14 protein-coding genes are annotated in these 22,074 nt (G+C 71.8%); 5 read left to right on the top strand and 9 right to left on the bottom strand.

The annotated features are described in order from the left end of the window. The first annotated feature begins 209 nt into the window (after positions 1-209). Complete coding sequence (locus tag ACWCQ1_RS31135; protein WP_451027863.1) at positions 210-4,376, top strand: hypothetical protein; 4,167 nt, start codon at positions 210-212, stop codon at positions 4,374-4,376. A gap of 77 nt (positions 4,377-4,453) precedes the next feature. Here the strand turns inward: ACWCQ1_RS31135 and purH are convergent, their stop codons facing one another. Both purH and purN read right to left on the bottom strand, forming a co-directional pair. After that, on the bottom strand, positions 4,454-6,022 hold the full coding sequence (purH, locus tag ACWCQ1_RS31130) for a bifunctional phosphoribosylaminoimidazolecarboxamide formyltransferase/IMP cyclohydrolase (protein ID WP_133043183.1): 1,569 nt from the start codon (positions 6,020-6,022) through the stop codon (positions 4,454-4,456). Further along, positions 6,019-6,648, bottom strand: a complete 630-nt coding sequence (gene purN / locus ACWCQ1_RS31125) for a phosphoribosylglycinamide formyltransferase (RefSeq protein ID WP_133043184.1) — start codon at positions 6,646-6,648, stop codon at positions 6,019-6,021. Before purN ends, purH begins: the two co-directional genes overlap by 4 nt. 339 nt (positions 6,649-6,987) lie before the next feature. On the opposite strand from purN, the gene ACWCQ1_RS31120 reads away from it, so the two are divergent. Next, positions 6,988-7,761, top strand: coding sequence for a hypothetical protein (locus ACWCQ1_RS31120; RefSeq protein WP_358593261.1), 774 nt, complete (start codon positions 6,988-6,990; stop codon positions 7,759-7,761). Positions 7,762-8,023: 262 nt separating this feature from the next. Here ACWCQ1_RS31120 and ACWCQ1_RS31115 read toward each other — a convergent pair whose 3' ends face one another. Continuing rightward, the gene (locus ACWCQ1_RS31115; protein WP_451027915.1) at positions 8,024-9,718 is read right to left on the bottom strand and encodes a cell division protein PerM; all 1,695 of its coding nucleotides are present in this window, start codon (positions 9,716-9,718) and stop codon (positions 8,024-8,026) included. Between ACWCQ1_RS31115 and ACWCQ1_RS31110 the strand changes: the two genes are divergently transcribed. Then, positions 9,602-10,705 carry an RNA polymerase subunit sigma-70 gene (locus tag ACWCQ1_RS31110; RefSeq protein ID WP_451027914.1) on the top strand — a complete coding sequence of 368 codons (1,104 nt, stop codon included), beginning with the start codon at positions 9,602-9,604 and terminating at the stop codon, positions 10,703-10,705. The two genes, ACWCQ1_RS31115 and ACWCQ1_RS31110, sit on opposite strands and share 117 nt — an antisense overlap. A 143-nt stretch (positions 10,706-10,848) precedes the next feature. Here the strand turns inward: ACWCQ1_RS31110 and sucD are convergent, their stop codons facing one another. The 6 genes from sucD to ACWCQ1_RS31080 form a co-directional block, all read right to left on the bottom strand. Further along, entirely contained in the window at positions 10,849-11,733 is an 885-nt protein-coding gene (sucD, locus tag ACWCQ1_RS31105) for a succinate--CoA ligase subunit alpha (protein WP_133043187.1), read from the bottom strand. A gap of 27 nt (positions 11,734-11,760) precedes the next feature. Continuing rightward, on the bottom strand, positions 11,761-12,942 hold the full coding sequence (gene sucC, locus ACWCQ1_RS31100) for an ADP-forming succinate--CoA ligase subunit beta (RefSeq protein WP_133043188.1): 1,182 nt from the start codon (positions 12,940-12,942) through the stop codon (positions 11,761-11,763). 749 nt (positions 12,943-13,691) lie between these two features. Next, positions 13,692-14,378, bottom strand: a complete 687-nt coding sequence (locus ACWCQ1_RS31095; protein WP_358593259.1) for a hypothetical protein — start codon at positions 14,376-14,378, stop codon at positions 13,692-13,694. A 752-nt stretch (positions 14,379-15,130) separates the two neighbouring features. Further along, complete coding sequence (locus ACWCQ1_RS31090; protein ID WP_133043190.1) at positions 15,131-16,297, bottom strand: VWA domain-containing protein; 1,167 nt, start codon at positions 16,295-16,297, stop codon at positions 15,131-15,133. Between the two features lie 193 nt (positions 16,298-16,490). After that, on the bottom strand, positions 16,491-18,980 hold the full coding sequence (locus ACWCQ1_RS31085; RefSeq protein ID WP_451027862.1) for a DUF5682 family protein: 2,490 nt from the start codon (positions 18,978-18,980) through the stop codon (positions 16,491-16,493). Further along, positions 18,977-20,116 (bottom strand): ATP-binding protein, encoded by a 1,140-nt coding sequence (locus ACWCQ1_RS31080; RefSeq protein ID WP_358593257.1) that lies wholly within the window; start codon positions 20,114-20,116, stop codon positions 18,977-18,979. Before ACWCQ1_RS31080 ends, ACWCQ1_RS31085 begins: the two co-directional genes overlap by 4 nt. 133 nt (positions 20,117-20,249) lie before the next feature. Here ACWCQ1_RS31080 and ACWCQ1_RS31075 point away from each other — a divergent pair, with 133 nt between their 5' ends. Both ACWCQ1_RS31075 and ACWCQ1_RS31070 read left to right on the top strand, forming a co-directional pair. Then, the gene (locus tag ACWCQ1_RS31075; protein WP_451027861.1) at positions 20,250-21,608 is read left to right on the top strand and encodes an SWIM zinc finger family protein; all 1,359 of its coding nucleotides are present in this window, start codon (positions 20,250-20,252) and stop codon (positions 21,606-21,608) included. A 161-nt stretch (positions 21,609-21,769) separates the two neighbouring features. Then, a partial coding sequence (locus tag ACWCQ1_RS31070) for a DUF5691 domain-containing protein (RefSeq protein WP_451027860.1) occupies positions 21,770-22,074 on the top strand: 305 nt, incomplete at its 3' end.

Here is a 22,074-nt window from a genome sequence, read left to right as displayed (position 1 = left end):
ATCGCAATCCAGTCCTCCGTGTTCGACAAAAAATCGATGCCAAATACCCAAACTTGCCTACGAGTTGGGCCAACCACTCAACAACGACCTCATCCAACACACCGGGCGGTAAAGGTAATTTCCATAGGCAGTTGTTCCATCGCACTAATCCCGGTAGCCTCCCTCGCGCCCATCGGTATTTTCCGCTCGGACTCAAAATGGGGGGGCAGATGTCCGGCCGTTTCCGCAGGCGTTCCCGCGGTGTTCTGTTCAAAAGAAAACCGCGAATACCCAGCCGGTTCCTGATAGTCACCGCCGTCGGCGCACTCTGCCTGACGCCACTCACCGCGCAGGCGGACGCCGCGGACTCCGCGGCCGACTCGGTCGCGGATGTCACTTCCGATCAGCCGCCGGACCTCACTCCCGCGCCGAGGGACGACACGAAGCCGCCGGAGCCGACCGGTTCGCTGCGCCCGTCCGACGACGGCGACCCGACGGCAGCGCAGCAGTCCGCGCTGGCCACTGCGCAGAAGCGAGCCAAGTCGAGCGGCGAAGCGGTCCAGGTCGGCGCCCTGACGACCGAGACCGCCACCACCACGGCCAACCCGTCGGGCACCGTCACCTACCACTCCAGCCTGCTCCCGGTCCGGGTGCGCAAAGCCCACCGCTGGGTCCCGGTGGACGCCACCCTCGCGCGGAACTCCGACGGCACATGGAGCCCCAAGGCCGCAGCCGAGTCTCTCGTCTTCTCAGGCGGCGGCAGCACACCGTTGGCCACGATGAGCAAGGGCAAGGCGTCTCTCGCCCTCTCCTGGCCCCACCGTCTGCCGACCCCGCACGTCTTCGGAGCGAGCCTGACCTACCCGGCCGTGCTGCCCGGCGTCGACCTCCGGGTCACCGCGGACACCCAGGGCGGCTGGTCCCAGGTGCTCGTGGTCAAGACGGCCCAAGCCGCAGCCGACCCCGCCCTCGCCCGCCTGTCCCTCACCACGGCGACCAGGGGCGTGACCGTCACCGACGACGGACACGGCAACCTTTCCGCCACTGCTCCGGACGGGAACGTCCTCTTCAGCGCCCCGCAGCCGGCGATGTGGGACTCCAGCGGCATCGGCGCCACCCACACCGCTCCCGAGGCAGGTCCTGCCCCCAAGGCTCAAGTAGCCCGCGTCCGAGGTCGCTTGAGCGGTCGGACTCTGTCCCTCATCCCCGACACCGGACTACTGACCAGCCCACACACCAGGTTCCCGGTGTTCATCGACCCGACCTGGAACCCGCACTACGCCTCCGGCGGCAAGCAGCACTACGTCGAGACCCAGCAGGGCTGCCCGGCCGCGAAGAACTACGACTCCACCCAGTACGGCGACCCCGGGGTCGGCTACAACAGCTGGTCCGGCTGCATCGGCGGCGAGCGCTCCTACTTCCAGCTCGGGGTCCCCTCAAGCATCTACGGCGCACACATCGTGTCGGCCACGGTGGACGCCAAAGAGAACTACTCCGCGAGCTGCAGCCTCTCCTCCGACGTCTACCTCTACTGGTCCGGCGCGATCAGTTCCTCCACCACCTGGAACGCCAAGCCGTCCCTGACCGGCAAGCTGGCGACCAAGAGCTTCGGCCCAGCCTGCAGCAGTGAGCCGTCCGGTGGCTTCTCGGTGACCTCCACGATCGCCAAGGGAGCCGCCGCCCACTGGAAGAGCTGGACCTTCGCTCTCGTCAACAGCCAGAGCGGCAGCGGTGACGGCAACTACTTCAAGCGGTTCGACAACAACCCGTCGATGTCGATCGAGTACAACCATGTGCCCAACAAGCCGGGCACTCTTGCCACCAAGGCCGGTTCTACGTCGCTCGGCTGCGGTACCAGCACTCCCTACCCCATCGTCGGCAAGACTCTGGCCACCACCCCACCAACTCTGAATGCCACTGTCAGTGACACCGACAAGGACGCGCTCGCAGCCACATACTCGTACTGGGTCGGCAGCGGGACGGTGACCACGACCACCAGCGCCACCGTGGCCAGCGGTGCCAACGCGCCCAAACAGCTGTCCTCGTCATTCATGACCGGGTTGGCCGACGGCAGCGTGGTCAGTTGGAAGGTCTCCTCAAGCGACGGCGAGGACACCTCCGCGACATCGGCTACCTGCCACTTCACCGTCGACCTGCACAGTCCGGCCCAGCCGACCGTCAAGTCGGCGGACAACCTGTACCCGGAGGACTCCGCGGGCCTCACCGCCGCAGGAACCGAGGGCTCCTTCAACGTCTCCGTGAACCCGGGCAGTAACGGCAACAACGCCGCCAAGTTCCTCTACGGCCTGGACGCCGCGCCGCCAACCTCCAACACTCCGGCTTCACAGACCAAGGCGGCCACCAACAACGCTGCGACGATCAAGGTCACTCCGGTGGCACCCGGAACGCACACCCTGTACGTCTACGCCGTGGACTCGGGCGGCAACGTCTCCTCCCAGCAGCAGTACGAGTTCACCGCGCTCGGGCACGCCACGACCACGCCGTACGAGAGTCTGCAGAAAGCCTTCAACAACACCGCGACCACCGACGACAGCAACCGCACCACCGCGGACGCCGACGGGGTTGGTGCCTCGCTCTCCCTCCAAGCGCTCAAGGCTGCGGGCTGGCAACCCGGAGCCAAGGTCACCGTGGACGGTGCGACCTTCACCCTGCCCAACTGGGGCTCCTCCAGCGGCGACAACGTCTTGGCCGCCAACCAGACCATCAAAATGAACAGCGCCGGCGGCCAGGCCCTCGTCTTCCTCGGCTTCTCCACCTATGGCTCTGTCGCGTCCCAGCACCAGGCCAAGGACTTCAGCAGCCCCGTCGTACCTGACGACACCAACACCTCGGCCACCAATTGCGCTCTTGGCAACGGTACTTACGAGGACTGCATCACACCGACCGGGTCCATCGCGTACGGCGACGGCAGCACAGACCGCTACTACCTCACCATGCCCGACTGGCTCTACGGTTCGGACACCCTGGCGGCAGTCACCCTTCCCTACCGCAACACCACCAGCGCGAAGGATCCCCGCAACATCAACATCTACGCCTTCGCCGTCCCGTTGAGGGCCGGTGTCACCGTCGATTCGGTGACGCTTCCCGACGTGGCGAACGCGGCCCGCAAATACGTGCCCGGACTGCACATCATCGGTATGTCCGTCCGTGACACCACCACGGTGTCCGCGGACAAGAGCTGGACCGGCGCGTGGAGTGCGCCGACGGAAGAGCGCTTCCAGTTCTCCAGCATGGGAGCCTTCAGCAATCAGACCATTCGGATGGCCACAGCGGCGAGTGTCTCCGGCGACACGGTACGACTGCGGTTCTCCAACGCCCTGGGCACCGATCCGCTCACCATCGACCACATCACGGTCGCGAAGCAGAGCCAGGGCGCGGTGCCACAGCAAACACCCTCGGACGTGACCTTCGGCGGCAGTAAATCGGTGATCATCCCGGAGGGCGGCGAGCTGTACAGCGACCCGATCACGATCCGAGTCAATGCCGGGGACTCCCTGTTGACGAGCGTCCATCTGGTCAACAAGGTGACCTACCTGGTGATGCACCCCTGGGCGGCACGGGACACGCTGGGCTACGTCAGCGCAGTGGGCAGTGGCGACCACACCGCCGATGCCACCGACGCGGCCTTCACCGGCACCGGGACGGTGTGGGGACGCTTCAGCGACATCCTCACCGGGGTCGATGTCATCGCGGCCGACAAACGCCCGGCCGTCGCCGTGCTCGGTGACGGCCTGATCAACACCGACACGACTGGAATCACTGCCGGTTACAACACTCCGCGCTTCAGTAACGACCTCTCCGCAAGACTGCGTGCCAACACGAACGGCATCCCCGTCTATGGAGTAGTGGCATCCGGCATCGAGAACAACTATCTAGGGGTTGACCAGGGCGCAGGTGCCGGCGGCCGCGCGGCCCTCACTCGCCTGGACCGCGACGTGCTCTCCGTCCCCGGCATCCGCACCGTCATCGTCACCCAAGGCCTGGAAGACATAGTCGCCGGACACGACGACGTCGACGTCGACAGCGCGCTCACACTGCTGCGGGACCAACTCAGAGGCTGGGGTATCAAGGTCGTCTTCACGACGCTCACCCCCTGCAACGGCTACAGCGCCTGCACGGCGGACATCGACCAGAACCGCATCGACACCAATACCTGGATCACTGACCAGTCCGACTTCAGTGCGCCCACGGTGAGCAACGTGGACGCCGAGTCGGCGGTCGGGGTGCCCGTGGACCCGACCAGTGACGTGGATCCGCAGCCGTTGAAGTTGAGCAGCGCCGCGGCGCCTGCGGACTTCGACGCCGGTGACCACGTCAATCTCACCACGGACGGCTACAGCACCATCAGCGAACTGTTCGACCTGTCCAAGCTCTGAGCCGAGGCACTGCGCACACGGCGCCCCCGCACCGCTCAACAGGTGCGGGGGCGCCGTCAGTTCCGGGCAGGCCGGGGTCAGTGGAAGAAGTGTCGCGTTCCCGTGAAGTACATCGTCACGCCCGCCTTCTTCGCGGCCTCCACGACCAGTTCGTCGCGGACCGAACCGCCGGGCTGGACCACGGCCTTGACGCCGGCCGCGGTGAGGATCTCCAGGCCGTCGGGGAAGGGGAAGAACGCGTCGGAGGCGGCGTAGGAGCCGCGGGCACGCTCCTCGCCGGCCCGCTCGACCGCCAGCTTCGCGGAGTCGACGCGGTTGACCTGGCCCATGCCGACGCCGACCGAGGCGCCGTCCTTGGCGAGCAGGATGGCGTTGGACTTGACGGCGCGGCAGGCCTTCCAGGCGAAGGCCAGTTCGGCGAGTTCCGCAGGGGACAGTGCCTCGCCGGTGGCCAGCGTCCAGTTGGCGGGGTCGTCGCCGTCCGCCTGGAGGCGGTCCGTCACCTGGAGGAGCGCGCCGCCGTCGACCGGCTTCAGCTCGACGGGGTTCGAGGGCGCGCCCGCGGCCTTCAGGACCCGGATGTTCTTCTTCTTGGCGAGGGCTTCGAGGGCCCCCTCCTCGTAGTCCGGCGCGACGATGACCTCGGTGAAGATCTCGGCGACCTGCTCGGCCATCTCCTTCGACACCGGGCGGTTGACGGCGATGACCCCGCCGAACGCCGACAGCGGGTCGCAGGCGTGCGCCTTGCGGTGCGCCTCGGCCACGTCCGAACCGATCGCGATGCCACAGGGGTTGGCGTGCTTGATGATCGCGACGCAGGGCTCGTCGTGGTCGTACGCGGCACGGCGCGCGGCGTCCGTGTCGGTGTAGTTGTTGTACGACATCTCCTTGCCGTGCAGCTGCTCGGCCTGCGCGAGACCGCCGGTGCCGGAGACGTACAGCGCGGCCGGCTGGTGCGGGTTCTCGCCGTAGCGCAGGGTGTGCGCGCGCTCCCAGGTGCCGCCGAGGAAGTCGGGGAACTGGGAGTCGTCGACGGGGGCGTAGGACGACGCGAACCAGCTGGCCACCGCCACGTCGTACGCGGCCGTGTGCTGGAAGGCCTCCGCGGCCAGACGCTTGCGGGTGTTGAGGTCGAAGCCGCCCTCGCGGACCGCGGACAGGACGTCGGCGTAACGAGCCGGGCTGGTGACGACCGCGACGGAGGGGTGGTTCTTGGCGGCGGCACGGACCATCGACGGGCCGCCGATGTCGATCTGCTCGACGCACTCGTCCGGGGTGGCGCCGGAGGCGACGGTCTCGCGGAAGGGGTAGAGGTTGACGACGACCAGGTCGAAGGGCTCGACACCCAGCTCCGCCAGCTGCTCGCGGTGGCTCTCCAGCCGCAGGTCGGCCAGGATGCCCGCGTGCACCCGGGGGTGCAGGGTCTTGACGCGGCCGTCGAGGCACTCGGGGAAGCCGGTCAGCTCCTCGACCTTGGTGACGGGGACGCCCGCGGCGGCGATACGGCCGGCGGTGGACCCGGTGGAGACGAGCTCGACGCCCGCCTCGTGCAGGCCGCGCGCGAGGTCTTCGAGGCCCGTCTTGTCGTAGACGCTGACGAGCGCCCGGCGGATCGGCCGCTTGTTGGTCTCGGCGGTGGCGGTCACTGGATAACTACCTTTCGTCCCTCAATGCGATAGCCGTTGCGGGCGAGCCGCCCCACGACATCGACGAGCAGCCTTCGCTCGACTTCCTTGATGCGCTCGTGCAGAGCGCTCTCGTCGTCCTCGTCCCGGACCTCCACCACGCCCTGAGCGATGATCGGTCCGGTGTCGACGCCGTCGTCGACGAAGTGGACGGTGCATCCGGTGACCCTGGCGCCGTACGCGAGCGCGTCGCGCACACCGTGGGCTCCCGGGAAACTGGGCAGCAGGGCCGGGTGGGTGTTGACGAACCGCCCGCCGAAGCGTGCGAGGAACTCCTTGCCCACGATCTTCATGAACCCGGCGGAGACCACGAGGTCGGGTTCATGGGCGGCGACGGCCTCGGCGAGGGCGGCGTCCCACTCCTCGCGCGTGCCGTAGTCCTTCACCTTGCGCACGAAGGTGGGCAGTCCGGCGCGCTCGGCCCGCGCGAGCCCCTCGATGCCCTCGCGGTCCGCGCCGACGGCCACGATCTCGGCACCGTAGGCATCGACACCGGTGGCCGCGATCTCGTCGAGGAGCGCCTGGAGATTGGTGCCGGATCCGGAGACCAGCACGACGAGGCGCTTGACCACGGGCTTGGCGGCCACGATGGGGCCCTTTCTCGGGGGTACGTCGGGTGCGTTCTTCGCGCGGCCGGTTCGCACGCTGGACGAGCACGGGCTTTGTACATTCGTACGAATGCTTCGCGCCCCGGGATACGGGGAAGTCTACGAAGCGGCCGACCGTCAGCAACGATACCGGCACATGCGGCGGCCCCCACGGGACGGGGGCGTGGCCGGAAGGTAGCGTCTGGGAGGAGCCTGCCGGGAACGCGCTCGCCGTGCGGCGCGTTCATGGGGTGAAGCCTCCTGCAGGACCAGCCGAAATCGCCCAGTTCGCTGGGTTCGCCCAGTTCACGAAGTCACCAAGGGGAAGACGCTCTCTTGATGTCGGACCGCAGTCTGCGCCTCCTTACGCTCTCCCCGCTCCCGGCACAGGGAGGGGAGCGGGACGCCGTGCTGCTGCGGGAGCGGCCGTCCTCGCCGCCGGACGCGCCGTCGGAGGGCGGACAGGGCGGCGACCGGGACGGCGACCGCCAGGAGGACAACCCGTTCGCCCCGCCACCGGAGGGCACCCCCGACCGCCCCTGGCAGCCGCGCCGGCCGGCCGGCGGCGACGACTCCCAGGGCGACGAGAACTCCCACTCCCCGTGGGGCAGCCAGTGGAGCGACCGTCAGCCGGGCCGCTCCTCCGGCGGCTTCGGCGAGCGCCCCGGCGCCCCCGGCCCGGAGGGTCCCGGCGGCAACACCCCCGACCAGGGCATGCGCTGGGACCCGACCGACCCCGCCCAGCGCCGCGCGCGGTACGCCCTGCTGTGCGGCATGTGGGCCTTCTTCTTCGCCCTCTTCAGCTGGCCGTACGTGGCCCTGCTGCTGGGCGCGCTCGCCCTGTACTGGGGCATCAGCGCACTGCGCAGCAAGCCCCGCGAGAACCCCGGCACCTCCCCCGCCGACCAGGGCCGCCCCCAGATGACGGCGGCGGTGACGGGCCTGGTCACCGCCTCCCTGGCGATCACCCTGGTCGCCGCGGCCTTCACGGCCCAGCTGGTCTACCGCGACTACTACACCTGCACGAACGACGCCCTCACGAACGAGGCGAAGCAGGCCTGCACGGACCATCTCCCCAAGGAACTACGGGGATTGCTGGGCACGAACAGCTGACGCGGCGGACAGCGGCGGGAAGGGGGTTGGCTTCTCCTTCGAGCGGCCCGGCGGTCGGGGCGGTCACTGGGGGGCGGGGGCTGGGGCACGTAGGCGGTCCGTCGTGCGTCCGGCGCCTGCGGAATGGCGGAGGCTTCCTGCCCGTCCGGCGGCTGCTCGCCGGGGGTACACGCGCGTCCGGCGGCTGAAGGATGCCGGCGGGGCACTGCACGTCCGGTGACTGCGGCACGACTGCCGGCTGCCATCGCGGTAGGTCGGCGGTTCACTCCGTTTCCGGTGCCTGCGACTCGTCGCCGGCCTCTTTGAGCGCCGTCCATCGTGCCTCCCGTGAGGCGTCGTCCTCCCGTGGAGCGAGCGGGGGTTCCGGCCGGGGGTCGGTGGGCAGGAGGTCGAACGCCGTGTCGGCCTGGTCGCGTACGACGCCGTAGAACTCGTCCCCGTCGTACGCCCCGCCACCCTCCGGCACCGCACCAGGAGCCGCCTTCTGGAAGCTGAGCCACGCCCCGAAGGCGGCCAAGGCCCCCCGCCGGCCCTCGGCTTCGTCCGTCTCCGATCTCGGCGCGGCCACCCTTGTCCCGGCGCGCCACGGTTCAGTGATCCTCGGCCCAGTGATCTTCGACTCGGCGTTCCTCGGCTCAGCGACCTCCCGTCGGCTCCCCTCCCGCCCGCTCTCCTCCCCTCCGCTCTCCTCCCGCCCACCACCCCCGCGCCGCCAGCCCCGCACCCCGAGCGCCACCGGTACGGCCACCGCCAGGATCCATGCCAGCGCCGCGCCCCCCGTCTCCCACCACACCGGCCCGAACCGCGCCAGCGCCGCGACTCCGAGCCGTCCGCCCGCCAGCGCGGTGAGCACGGCGACGCCCGCCGCACAGAGCACCGTGGCCAGCACGGCCGTACCGGCGGTCCTGCCGCCGGACCAGGCCTCGGCGCCGTCTCCCCCGCCCGCCGCCCCCCGCGGGGCAGCCGCCGCACCCACGAACCACCCCACGACCAGCCCGGCCACCACCGGCACCACCCCCGTCGCCCAGTCGGCCCATCCCCCCTGCCCCGCCCCCGGCACGGCGGCCAGCAGCGGAAACGGCGGGAGCAGCCGTGCCGGTGCCGAGGACAGCGGGGTCACCGCATGCCCGACGCTCAGCACGAACCCCGGGCCGAGGGCGTACGAGGCGCCCCACACGGCCGCGTTGGGCAGCAGGGTCAGGCACAGCAGCAGTACCGCGAACCGCCCCGACCAGCCCTCCGTCACGTGCAGAAAGGACGCGCGCGTCGCCTCGCCGTGCCACAGCAGCGAGGCTCCCACCAGCAGCGCCCCGCCCCCGACGAGGACCATCACCCCGGCCGCCGCGGCCCGCGCCGCGCCACCCCACCGCTCACGCGCCCGCGCCCCGAACACCAGCCGACGTACTCCCGCGGGCAACAGCAACAGCACCCCGTCAACGGGCTCCCGGGGACGGCCGTAGGCAGTCCAGACCCCGGCCCCCGCCGCCCCCGCCACGACGAGCGGCAAGCAGATCCCCGTCCACGTCCACGACGGCCGCAGATCGCCCCCGGACGCGTACAGGGCCGCCGCCGCTCCGACGCCGAGGTAGCCGAGGACGACGCCCGTCCATGCCGTCCGGCCCAGAAGCAGCGGCACCGGCCCTTCCGTCTGCTCCCCCTCCACCGCGTCCCGGGCCGCGCGGTGCACCAGCCACACCGGCAGGGCGAGCAGCAGCAACGGCGTCACACCGACGGGCGCAGGGGCGCCGGAGAGCGTGTCGGTCCGGACCAGTTCCACGCCGTGCGCGAGCAGCCACAGCGCCGCCGCCACGTGCAGCGCGCCCCCGGGCCCGCTGTCGGGATACGGCGAACTGATCCACAGCATGATCACGAGCACCGCGAACACCCCGAGCCCCAGCCCGGCGGCGACCGCGCCACCCAGAAGGCTGGCGCCCAGCCCGGGCGATCGGTCGCGCAGACGGATGAGCAGGGACGACAACGACATGCGGCGAGCGGTCAGCTGGGTCACGACCGTCATGCTCCCAACGACACGCGCTTTCCCGTCGTAACAGGCGAACCTCCGCTGTGTCGCTCAATATATGTTTATGTACTTTTTCGTACGAAGGGGCGACCAGTGACGCAGCCTCAGGAACCGGAACAGACAGCGCCCCTGACGCCCGCTCAGGCCTTCGACGCGCTGTACGCGTTCTGCGGCCCGGCCCTCGTACGGCAGACCTACCTGCTCACCGGCCGGCGCGAACTCGCCCGTGAGTCGGTGGAGCGGGCCTTCCAACTCGCCTGGCAGCGCTGGCCGGAGGTGGCCCGCGACCGGGACCCGGGAGGCTGGGTGCGCGCGGCGGCGTACGACTGCGCGCTCTCCCCCTGGCACCGCTTCCGCCCCCGCTACCGCCACCCCGAGCCCCCACCGGCGGACGCCCCCGACCGCGCGCTGCTGTCCGCGCTCCTCGAGCTCCCACCGCCGTACCGCCGCACGCTCGTGCTGTGCGACGGTGTGGGGCTCGGTCTCCCGGAGACCGCGGCGGAGACGGAGGCCAGCACACCGGCGGCCGTGGGCCGTCTGCTGCACGCCCGCGAGGCCGTCGCCGCGCACGTCCCGGACCTCGTGGACCCGACCGAACTCCACCACCGCCTCGCGCGGCTCGCCTCCACGGAACGGCTGCGCGCGGCCAAGCCGACGCGGGTGCGGATCGGGGGCGAGCGCAGGACGCGCTTGTGGACCCGGGCCGCCATCGCGTGCACGGTCGCCCTGATCGGCACGACGACGTTCACCGTGCGGACGGCTCCGACGCACTACGAGCCACCGGTACCGCCCGGCATGCAGGTGCGGGGGCTTCCGCCCCGGGTGGCACAGGGGCCGCTGTCGGAGGAGGAGGCCGACCTGCGCAAGAAGCTGCGCGCGGAGATGGTGCCGGGGCGGGACAGGCTCGTACCGCTGGGCCGGTGAGGCAACCGGCCCGGCGAGGGAACCGGCCCGGTGAGGGAACCGGCCCGGTGAGGGAACCGGCCCGGTGAGCAACCCGGTGGCAGGCAGGCCGATGGGCCCGCCCCCATCCTGGGAACGGGCCCATCGGTCGTGCCGGAGGAACCTCAGGCGCTGAGGATCTCCCGGGCCAGCTTCGCGGTCTCGGTCGGGGTCTTGCCGACCTTGACGCCCGCGGCCTCGAGAGCCTCCTTCTTCGCCTGCGCCGTACCGGAGGAACCGGAGACGATGGCGCCGGCGTGGCCCATCGTCTTGCCCTCGGGCGCGGTGAAGCCCGCGACGTAGCCGACGACCGGCTTGGTCACGTTCTCCTTGATGAAGGCCGCGGCCCGCTCCTCGGCGTCGCCGCCGATCTCACCGATCATCACGATCAGGTCGGTGTCGGGGTCGTCCTGGAAGGCGGCCAGCGCGTCGATGTGCGTGGTGCCGATGATCGGGTCGCCACCGATGCCGACGGCGGTGGAGAAGCCGATGTCACGCAGCTCGTACATCATCTGGTACGTCAGCGTGCCGGACTTCGAGACCAGGCCGATGCGGCCCGGCTTGGTGATGTCGCCCGGGATGATGCCGACGTTCGACTGGCCCGGGGTGATGATGCCGGGGCAGTTCGGGCCGATGATGCGGGTCTTGTTGCCCTTCTTGCCGGCGTACGCCCAGAAGGCGGCCGTGTCGTGCACGGCGATGCCCTCGGTGATGACGACGGCCAGCGGGATCTCGGCGTCGATCGCCTCGTCCACCGCGGACTTGGTGAACTTCTCCGGGACGAAGATGACCGAGACGTTGGCGCCGGTGGCCTCGATGGCCTCCTTGACGGTGCCGAAGACCGGTACCTCGGTGCCCTCGAAGTCCACGGTGGTGCCCGCCTTGCGCGGGTTCACGCCGCCCACGACGTTGGTGCCGTCGCCCAGCATGAGCTTGGTGTGCTTCATGCCCGTGGCACCGGTCATGCCCTGGACGATGACCTTGCTGTCCTTGTCGAGCCAGATAGCCATGGTGTGTTGTGTCCTCGTCCTGAGTGCTTACTTGGCGGCGTGGGCCAGCTCGGCGGCCTTGTCGGCCGCGCCGTCCATGGTGTCGACGCGCTGCACCAGCGGGTGCGCGGCGTCGGTGAGGATCTGTCGGCCCAGCTCGGCGTTGTTGCCGTCGAGACGGACGACCAGCGGCTTGGTGACGTCCTCGCCGCGCTCCTCGAGGAGCTTGAGGGCCTGCACGATGCCGTTGGCGACCTCGTCGCAGGCGGTGATGCCACCGAAGACGTTGACGAAGACGGACTTGACGTCCGGGTCGCCGAGGATGATCTCCAGGCCGTTCGCCATGACCTGGGCGGAGGCGCCACCGCCGATGTCCAGGAAGTTGGCGGGCTTGACGCCACCGTGCTTCTCACCGGCGTAGGCGACGACGTCCAGGGTGCTCATCACGAGACCGGCGCCGTTGCCGATGATGCCGACCTCGCCGTCGAGCTTGACGTAGTTGAGGTTCTTCTCCTTGGCGGCGGCCTCGAGCGGGTTGGCCGCGGCCTTGTCGTGGAGCTCCTCGAAGTCGGGGTGACGGAACTCGGCGTTGTCGTCGAGCGACACCTTGCCGTCGAGGGCGATCACATCACCGGAGGCGACCTTGGCCAGCGGGTTGACCTCGACCAGGAGGGCGTCCTCCTTGATGAAGGTGTCCCACAGCTTGACCAGGACGTTCGCGACCTTGTCGGCGACCTCGGCCGGGAACTTGGCGGCCGCGACGATCTCGCGCGCCTTGGCCTCGTCCACCCCGTCAATGGGGTTGATCGGGGTCTGCGCGACGGCCTCCGGACGGGTGGCCGCCACCTCCTCGATCTCCATGCCGCCCTCGACGGAGGCGATGGAGAGGAAGGTGCGGTTGGCGCGGTCGAGGAGGAAGGAGACGTAGTACTCCTCGACGATCTCGGGCGCGGTCTCGGCGATCATCACCTTGTGGACCGTGTGGCCCTTGATGTCCATGCCGAGGATGTCCGTCGCACGGGCGACGGCCTCGTCCGCGGAGGCGGCCAGCTTGACGCCACCGGCCTTGCCGCGACCACCGACCTTCACCTGCGCCTTGACGACGGACTTGCCGCCCAGACGCTCGGTGATCTCGCGCGCCGCCTCAGGCGTGTCGATGACTTCACCGGCCAGCACCGGTACATCGTGCTTGGCGAAGAGGTCCCTCGCCTGGTACTCGAACAGGTCCACGCGCTTCCGTCCCTATCAGTGATCTCGCGGTTCGTTGGATGCGTGGGCGTGCCGCGAAGGGCAACGTGACGTCCGCATGGGTCACAGGGGAAGCGCACACGGTGTCCGAGCGCGCGGCATGTCCGTCTCGCAGGTTATCTCCGCTTGCGGGGGTGCCCTAAATCGAGGGTCACACCTGAGCGGTGATACCTGTCACATGATGCCGGTATCTGTGGCACGGGGTGCCGGGCGTGAGGGCGGAGGGGGAGCGCGCGAAGGCCACGGGGAGGGGCCGGGGAAGGGCTGGGGAAGGGCCTCACCGGGCTGGGGTTGACCCGGTGAGGCCCACTGAACAGCCCCGCGGGGGCACGAATGGGCCACCCCCTGGGGGCTGGGGCGGGTGGTTCCCACCCCAATGGGAACCACCCGCCCCGTTCCGCGCGGCCACGACCGGACGGACCGACGGATTTCGGCCGTCCGTGTCCCGCACCTCACGGAGTCAGCGACCCGACGCGCTGCTCACGCGCCGGAGGGGGGCGTCTTACGACGCCGGTGGTAGGCCGGTCGTATGCCGGGGCGTCCCGCGACGCCGGGGCTGATGCTTCGGATGCCGGGGGCGCGAGCGCGCACAGGGCGGCAGTGAGTGACCGGTCTGTGGTCGAGGGGGGCGTACGGCGCCGAGTGGGACCGGCGGGCCGAAGGGTCGGCGGGCCCCGTCCGGAGATTTCGGAGATCCGGACGGGCGATCGACCTGTTCCGCCCCGGGGTTCCTAGGCTGGGGAAACCGGAACGTCCCGGTGGCTGTCCCGGGTGGAGTCCACGTCGGCGCGGGCCGCGGCGCCGGCCAGAAGCCGCAGCGGCGCCCGCTGGTCGAGCGCGACGGCGTACGCGTCGCCGTGCCGCGAGGTGCCGCTGTCGACGGCGTTACGGCCGCTCAGCTCACCGGTCGGGTCACCGCCCGGAGCCTGGTGCACCGGGACGTACCCGGTGACGTCGCTCCGCTGTCCGCCGCCATGGCCCGAGGCATGCGCCGCACCGGTGTCCAGGCCCGGTTTCGGCCCGTACGTCGTCCCGCGCACCGCCACTCCGGAACGGCCGTCGGCGGAACCCGCGCCCGACGCCGACCGTCCCACGCCGTCACCCGGCTGCGGAACCGGCGCCGGCAGCGTCTGCCCCGGGCCGGCCGGAAGTCCGGGCACCGAGGGGAGCGAGGGCAGGCCGGGCAGACCGGGCAACGACGGTGCGCCGGGCTGGGCCGGGACGACCGGCAGCGCCGGCAACGACGACAGCGGCGGTATCTGCGCGGTCACGTCGCCGAGTGCGTCGGTCACCGCCACGACGAGTCCACCGACCGGCTGCAGGACGTGCCCGCCGACACCCTGCACGAGGCCGTCGACGGCGGACCCGAGGATCTGGTCACCGGCGCCCGGGAGCGTGAGGGGAGCGGCCGGGGGCAATGGTGCCGGGCGGCCCGACCGGGCATCGGGGGTGGCTCCGGTCGGCTGCGGGTCCGGGTTCGGGTTTGGGCGTGACGGCTTCGGGTCGGCCGGGTGCGTGGGCCTCGGGGACGGTGAGGATGGTTGCCCGGGGGCCGTCGGCGGCCAGGGCTTGGCCGGAGTCTCCGGCTGAGGCGGGGCCGGGGATTCGGCCCGGGGGGCCGGGGGCGGCCCAGGGACCACCGGCCGGTCGTCGACGAACGCCGCCGGTGCCTGGACGATCCGGCCGACCGCGCGCCCCGCCACCGCCCCGACGCCGCCCAACCGCAGTCCATCCGCCCGCAAGCCATCCGCTCGCAAGCCGCCCGTCCGCAGTCCATCCGCCCGCACGCCATTCACCGCAGCGAGCGGCCCGGCCGTCCGTGCGGACGTCACCGGTACCCCCTCCGCCGCGTGCGCCCGCTCCCCGCAGAGGAACCCGAGTGCGATCAACCCGCCCGCCAGCAGCGCCACTTGCAGCGCACGCCGGGCAACCGCCGTGCGCATCACACGCAGAGCGGCACCGGGCAGGGCTGCTGGCCGGGTCAAGAGGGGGTCGATCCTCCCGTGCTGCGGAACGGTCTCGGTCGAGAAGGCGTCGATCCTTGCACGCCCCTCCGGAGGTTGCGCAAGCCCTCCGTTACCGATGGGTAGTCATGTCCCTTTTGCTGCTCCGGGTCGGGCGACGACTGGTCGACAAATCGTCAGCGAACACCCCGACGCCCGGCCCCCTGTCACCCCGCCTCCGGTATCGGCAGGGGCCGCTTCTCGATCGCGGCCGCCATCACCTCGGGGAAGAGATCAGGCGTGCAGGCGAACGCCGGTGCTCCCAGCGCGGCGAGCGCGGCCGCGTGCTCCCTGTCGTACGCCGGCGCCCCTTCGTCCGACAGCGCGAGCAGCGCCACGAACTGCACCCCGGACGCCTTCATCGCGGCGACCCGCTTGAGCATCTCGTCGCGTATCCCGCCCTCGTACAGGTCGCTGATCAGCACGACGACCGTCTCGGCGGGCCGGGTGATCTGCGACTGGCAGTAGGCGAGCGCCCGGTTGATGTCCGTACCGCCGCCGAGCTGGGTGCCGAACAGGACGTCCACCGGGTCGTCGAGTTGGTCGGTGAGGTCGACGACGGCCGTGTCGAAGACGACGAGCCGTGTGTCGATCGACCGCATGGACGCGAGCACCGCCCCGAACACCGACGCGTAGACCACCGACGCCGCCATCGAGCCGGACTGGTCGATGCAGAGGACGACCTCCTTCTTCACCGACTGCGACGCCCGCCCGTATCCGATGAGCCGCTCGGGCACGATCGTGCGGTACTCGGGGAGGTAGTGCTTGAGATTGGCCGCGATGGTGCGGTTCCAGTCGATGTCGTGGTGGCGCGGCCGGTTGATCCGGGCGCTGCGGTCGAGGGCGCCGCTGAGCGTGGCCCTGGTGCGGGTCGCGAGCCGCTTCTCCAGATCCTCGACGACCTTGCGCACGACCGCCCGCGCCGTCTCCTTCGTCGTCTCCGGCATGGCCTTGTTGAGGGACAGCAGCGTGCCGACGAGGTGCACGTCCGCCTCCACCGCCTCCAGCATCTCCGGCTCCAGCAGCAGCGTGGACAGCCCGAGCCGGTCGATGGCGTCGCGCTGCATCACCTGGACGACGGAGGACGGGAAGTACGTCCGGATGTCCCCCAGCCACCGCGCCACCGAGGGCGCCGACGCCCCGAGCCCCGCCGAACGGTCCCGCCCCGCCTGCCCCTGCCGGTCCCCCTTCCCGTACAGCGCGGTCAACGCCCCGTCCATCGCCGCGTCCTGACCCGCCAGCACACATCCGGTGCCATCGGCCGCCTCGCCCCCGAGCACCAACCGCCAGCGCCGCAACCGCTCCTGCGCCGGGTCCGTCGCCTCCACGGTCATCGGGACACCCCCGCGTGCGGGCGGTCCCAGAGCGGGACGACCACGACGGCGGCGGTCGGACGGTCGGCCACCGCGACGCCCGCCGGGCCACCTCGGGCGGAAGGCCTGCTGAGCCGCCGCCCCTCTCGGCACCCGCGCTCGACGGCATCCATCACCATTACTCCCCCGTCCGTTTCCCTCGGTCCGTCGTGCGTCATCCCGCCACCCCCACAAGGCCGTTGTCCACGTCCCGCCCCGCCACGTCCTGTCGCGTCCCGTCCAGCCCCAGCAGCAGCCGCACCACCGGCACCACGGCGTCGGCGCGTTCCGCGTCCGGCTCCGGGCCGAAGCCCGGTATGCCGGACCCGGCCGCCCTGGTGCTCCCCTGCCGCCCGGGTCCCCGGCGGACCAGCTCGCCGAGGGTGCGCCGGACTCCCGGTTCGTACGCGGAGAACGTCCGCCTGAGCAGTGGCAGTACGTCCGTGAAGGCCTCCGCCGGCACCCCGGTCAGCCAGGCGTCGACCAGACCCAGCAGCCGCTCGTCGTGCACGAGCAGCATCCCGCCGCCCGAGCCGCCGCCGACGAAGCCCTCGATCCACGCGGCCGCGTCCCCGGGCGCCGTCCCCGGCGACAGCACGAGCCCCATGAGCCGTGCCGCCTCGTCCTGCTCGAGCGCCCCCTCGTCCAGCAGCAACCGCACGGCCCGCCCCCGCACGACCCCCGGCACGGTGTCCCGCAGCCCCAGCACCCGCAGCACGGCCCGCCAACGCCCGCGCAGACCACGATGCCCACCCGCGTCGTCCACAACGGTCCCCGTCTGCGCCTGCCCCTCCCCCACGGGTTCCGCGGATGGACGTATCAGGGCGGGCGCTTCCACCTCTGGTTCCGTCGACGGGTGGGGCAGGGCGGGTACGTCCGCCAGGAGCCCCACCGCCCCGTGCACGGCGTCCACATGCCGGCGCATCTCCTCGGCCCCGTCCTGGTCGAGGGATGCGCACGCGGGAGGGAGGCCCACGAAAACTCGCTCGGCCAGGCCCGCCGCGACCTCGGCCAGGGCGCGGGTGTCGGTGCCCCGTACGTCGCCGTACCGCAGGGAGCGGACCAGGGCGGGCAGGGCCTGGGCGAGATGGCCGACATCCGCGTCGAGGGCGGCCCGGTCGGCGAGGACCCGCATCACCACGGGGAGCGCCTGCGGCAGTTCGGCCAGCAGACAGTGCTCGGCGAGCCCGGTGACGTCGGCGAGCCCCTGCGCGGCCAGCGCGTCCGCCTCCGCCTTGGCGGTCGCGGCGCCGAGCACGGTCGTCCCCCACACCCCGGCCTCCGCCACCCGCACCGACAGCTCCGGCTCCCAGCGCAGCCGCCAGGTCTCCCGGAAGGTCCCCGTGCTCCCCCGGGAGGCGGCCGGCTCGCCCCAGCCGATGCCCAGCAGCCGCAGCCGGTGCAGCAGCCTGCTGCGCCCGGCGTCGGTCTCCTTGCGCAGGTCGAGCTCCAACTCCCGCTCCAGCGCCTCGGGTTTGAGCCGCAGCCGCCGCTGGGTCCGGTCGAGGTCCCGCTGCAACGGCACCGCCGGCGCCGTCCGCGGCACCTCCCCCAGGACGTCCCCGACGACCAGCCGGTCGTGCACCAGCCCCAGCGGCACGTCCGAGCCCTCGCACATCACCGCGCGCACGGCGTCGGTCGTCTCACCGAGCCCCGGCAAGGGGCGTCCCCGCATCGCCGCGAGCGTCTCGGCCAGTCGTACCGCCTCGATGACATGCGCGGAGGAGACGAGCCGGTCCTCCTCCCGGAGCAGTCCGGCCACCTTGGTCATCCACCGCTCGATCGGCCGGTCCTGGGCGCCGAACAGATGCCCGTACCAGCCCGGCGACTCGATGCCCGCGCCGTATCCGCTGACCCGGGACAGCCGCCGGTGCGTCCACGGCACCCAAGTCATGTCCGTCTTGACCTTCGGCAGGCCCTTCAGCAGCGCCCGGTCGGCCGCGACGGTCGTCCTCTCCCGCAGCGCGGGCACATGGCAGGCCCCGCACACCACGGCCACCCCGTCGCCGAACTCCCGCTCGGCCGCCCGCAGCTGGAGCCGCATATGGGCCTCGCGCACGAGGTCCCGGTCGCGCCCGCCGACGCCGTACGTCTCCCGCAGCGCCCCCATCGCCTCTTCGAGCACGGCGAACGGCGCGAACGCGTCCCTCTCGCCCACTCCCCGGTGCTCGACGACGTCCTCCCACCACCGCTCGGGGTCGTCATATCCGGCAGCGTCCGCGAGCACGGCCAACGGGTCGATCCGGACGTCGACTTCGGAGCCCTCCGCTCCCTCTCCTCCGTCCCCGTCGGCTTTCCGCTCCGTCGGCCCCTCGGTCCCGTCCTGCCCCCACGCCAGCGTGTGGGTCGCCGGCAGGTCGATGAAGCGGGCCGGGACCTCGTGGGCCAGGGCCCAGCGGATCGCCACCCACTCCGGGGAGAACTCGGCGAGCGGCCAGAAGGCCGAGCGGCCGGGCTCGTCCACGGCGTGGGCGAGGAGTGCGACCGGCGGCCGCATGTCCTCCTCGGCGGCCAGCGGGATGAGGGCGTCGGCCTCGGGCGGCCCCTCGATCAGCACGACGTCCGGCCGGGCCGCGTCCAGCGCCGCGCACACCGCCCGCGCCGATCCGGGCCCGTGATGCCGCACCCCGAGCAGCAACGGCCGGCCGTCCCCCTGACCCGTCACGCGCTCACCTCCCGGCAGGCCCGGTAGAAGTCCGTCCAGCCGTCACGCTCGCGGACGACCGCCTCCAGGTACTCCTGCCAGATCACCCGGTCGGCCGCAGGGTCGCGGACGACGGCGCCGAGGATGCCGGCGGCGACGTCACCGGCCCGCAGCACGCCGTCCCCGAAGTGGGCGGCCAGGGCGAGCCCGTTGGTGACGACGGAGATCGCCTCGGCCGTCGACAGCGTGCCGCTGGGCGACTTGATCTTCGTCCGCCCGTCGGCGGTGACCCCGTCACGCAGTTCACGGAAGACCGTCACGACCCGGCGGATCTCGTCGACGCCGTCGGGCACGGCCGGCAGCTCCAGGGAACGGCCGATCTGGTCGACGCGCCGGGAGACGATGTCGACCTCGGCCTCGACGGTCTCCGGCAGCGGCAGCACCACCGTGTTGAAGCGGCGGCGCAGGGCGCTGGAGAGGTCGTTGACCCCGCGGTCGCGGTCGTTGGCGGTGGCGATCAGGTTGAAGCCGCGGACCGCCTGGACCTCCTGCCCCAGCTCCGGTATCGGCAGCGTCTTCTCGGAGAGGATCGTGATCAGCGTGTCCTGGACGTCCGCCGGGATACGGGTCAGCTCCTCGACCCGCGCCGTCATCCCCTCCGCCATGGCCCGCATGACGGGGCTCGGCACCAGGGCGTCCCGGCTCGGGCCGTGGGCGAGCAACTGCGCGTAGTTCCAGCCGTACCGGATCGCCTCCTCCGGCGTGCCCGCGGTGCCCTGCACGAGCAGGGTGGAGTCGCCGCTGACCGCCGCGGCCAGATGCTCGGACACCCAGGTCTTGGCGGTGCCGGGCACGCCCAGCAGGAGCAGGGCGCGGTCGGTGGCGAGGGTGGTGACGGCGACCTCGACGATGCGGCGCGGGCCCACGTACTTCGGTGTGATCACAGTGCCGTCCGGCAGCGTGCCGCCGAGCAGATACGTGGCCACCGCCCACGGCGACAGCTTCCAGCGGGCCGGGCGCGGCCGGTCGTCCTGCGCCGCCAGCGCGGCGAGTTCACCGGCGAAGGCGTCCTCGGCGTGCGGCCGCAACGCCTCGGCCGGGTCCTCCACCTGTACTTCGGCTGCTTCGACAGTCGTCGGTTCCACGGACACAGACATGGCTGAGGCCCCCTCCAGCTCGGCCGGTTCGGATCTGTCACCCACCGTGCACCACGCCACTGACAATGCGATGTGACCTGCGCAAACGCCCTCGCGGGGCCGATTGTCAGTGGCGGGATCTACCGTCGGAGACATGACTCATCAGGGGGTGCGCTGGAGCGCGGAGCAGGTGCTGGCACTGGCGCCTGACGCCGCGTCACGCAAAGCGGGAAGCAAACTCGGCACGGCGGGGCCGTGGTCCGAGGCGGGGAGCTGTGACGAGGGGACGGTGTGGGGGCTGTGCAAGGGCAGTGGCAGCAAGCCGTATCAGACGGTCGTCGACATCGCGGACGCGACGGGGCCCGCGTACAAGTGCAGTTGTCCGAGCCGCAAGTTCCCGTGCAAGCACGCGCTCGGCCTGCTGCTGCTCTGGGCGGGCGAGGACGCCGCGGTGCCGGCGGGCAGTCCGCCGGAGTGGGCGGCGCAGTGGATTGAGGGGAGAAGGAAGCGGACGGAGGAGAAACGGGCGGCGGACGCCTCCGGTGCCGCTTCGGCCTCCGCTGATCCGGAGGCGGCCCGGCGCCGGGCGGAGCGACGGGCCGAGCGGGTCACCGCGGGCGCGACGGAGCTGGAGCAGCGCCTGGCGGACCTGCTGCGCGGCGGCCTGGCCGGCGCGGAAGGGGCGGGGTACGGGCAGTGGGAGGAGACGGCGGCCCGCATGGTCGACGCCCAGGCACCCGGACTGGCGGCGCGGGTGCGCGAGTTGGGGGCGATCCCGGGGTCCGGACCGGGCTGGCCCGTGCGTCTGCTGGAGGAGTGCGCGCTGCTGCACCTCCTCGACCAGGGCTGGCTGCGGCGCGAGCGGTTGCCGGACGGCCTGGCGGCGACGGTCCGCTCCCGCATCGGCCTTCCCGGCACGGCGGACGGCCCGCCGCTGCGGGACCACTGGCTGGTCCTGGCCCAGTACGACACGGCGGACGCCCGTCTGACGACCCGCCGCATCTGGCTCCACGGCGCCGACTCGCAGCGCACGGCGCTGATCCTGTCCTACGGAGCGGCTGGCCGCGCTCCCGAACTGGCGCTGCCGGTGGGCCTGGCCCTGGACGCGGAGGTGTCCGCATACCCGAGCGGCCAGCCAAGGGCCTCCCTGGGCGAGCAGTTCGCACCACCGGCACCGACACCGCTACGGCCGCCGGGCATGACGACGGCCGAGGCCGCCGCCCACTACGGCACGGCCCTGCGTGGCGACCCGTGGCTGGACTCCGTCCCCGTCACGCTGAACCGCGTCATACCGACCCCGGCCGGCGACTCCTGGCAGCTCGCGGACGCCGACGGCGACACGGCACTGCCCCTGACCCCGAGTGCCCGGTCCCGGCCCGGCCTCTGGCGTCTGGTCGCCCTTTCGGGGGGCGCCCCCGTCAAGGTCTTCGGCGAGTGCGGTCACCGGGGCTTCACCCCGCTGACGGCCTGGCCGGAGGGCGAGGGCGAGGGCGAGGCGGTCCGGCTGTGCTGAGCGGCGGCCACGACCACCGCGCACGGCCCGCCCGGGTGGCGTCCGCGGAGAAACCCGCCGACCGCTTCCTCATCTCTTCCATGGATACATCCCGTCCCACAGGAAACCCGCAACCGACTGAGCCTTCAACCACTCCCGGGCACCCCAGGGAAAGGAACCGCATGAACAGGACGTCCACACCTGTGGATGCGCCCGCTCCGGGCGTCTGGGAGGAGCTCGTCACGGCCGCCCTGCTCGGGACGGAGCGCCGTACACCGCCCGGCGGCACCGCGGGCCGCGAGGCACCGGTCGCCCTGCTGGACGCGGCGGCCCTGGAGACCGTACGACGGCGGGCCGGCCTGCGCCCCGCCGCGGCGGCCGAGCGTCCCGCGCCCGCCCCCGAGGACCCTCGCCCCCCGCTGCCGCCCGCGGCGGCCCGCAGGCTCGCGCTGCTCCTGGCCGACCGCCCCGGGACCAGTACCGGTGG

The sequence above is a fragment of the Streptomyces sp. NPDC002144 genome, assembly GCF_053593695.1.
Note: the sequence above shows the minus strand (reverse complement) of the source record. Positions and strands in the feature narration are given on the sequence as shown.

Excerpts from the sequence above, each read along its gene's own strand:
- ACWCQ1_RS31135 (WP_451027863.1), top strand. The coding sequence starts at position 210 with ATGTCCGGCCGTTTCCGCAGGCGTTCCCGCGGTGTTCTGTTCAAAAGA.
- ACWCQ1_RS31120 (WP_358593261.1), top strand. The coding sequence starts at position 6,988 with ATGTCGGACCGCAGTCTGCGCCTCCTTACGCTCTCCCCGCTCCCGGCA.
- sucD (WP_133043187.1), bottom strand. The coding sequence starts at position 11,733 with ATGGCTATCTGGCTCGACAAGGACAGCAAGGTCATCGTCCAGGGCATG.
- ACWCQ1_RS31090 (WP_133043190.1), bottom strand. The coding sequence starts at position 16,297 with ATGACCGTGGAGGCGACGGACCCGGCGCAGGAGCGGTTGCGGCGCTGG.
- ACWCQ1_RS31080 (WP_358593257.1), bottom strand. The coding sequence starts at position 20,116 with ATGTCTGTGTCCGTGGAACCGACGACTGTCGAAGCAGCCGAAGTACAG.
- ACWCQ1_RS31075 (WP_451027861.1), top strand. The coding sequence starts at position 20,250 with ATGACTCATCAGGGGGTGCGCTGGAGCGCGGAGCAGGTGCTGGCACTG.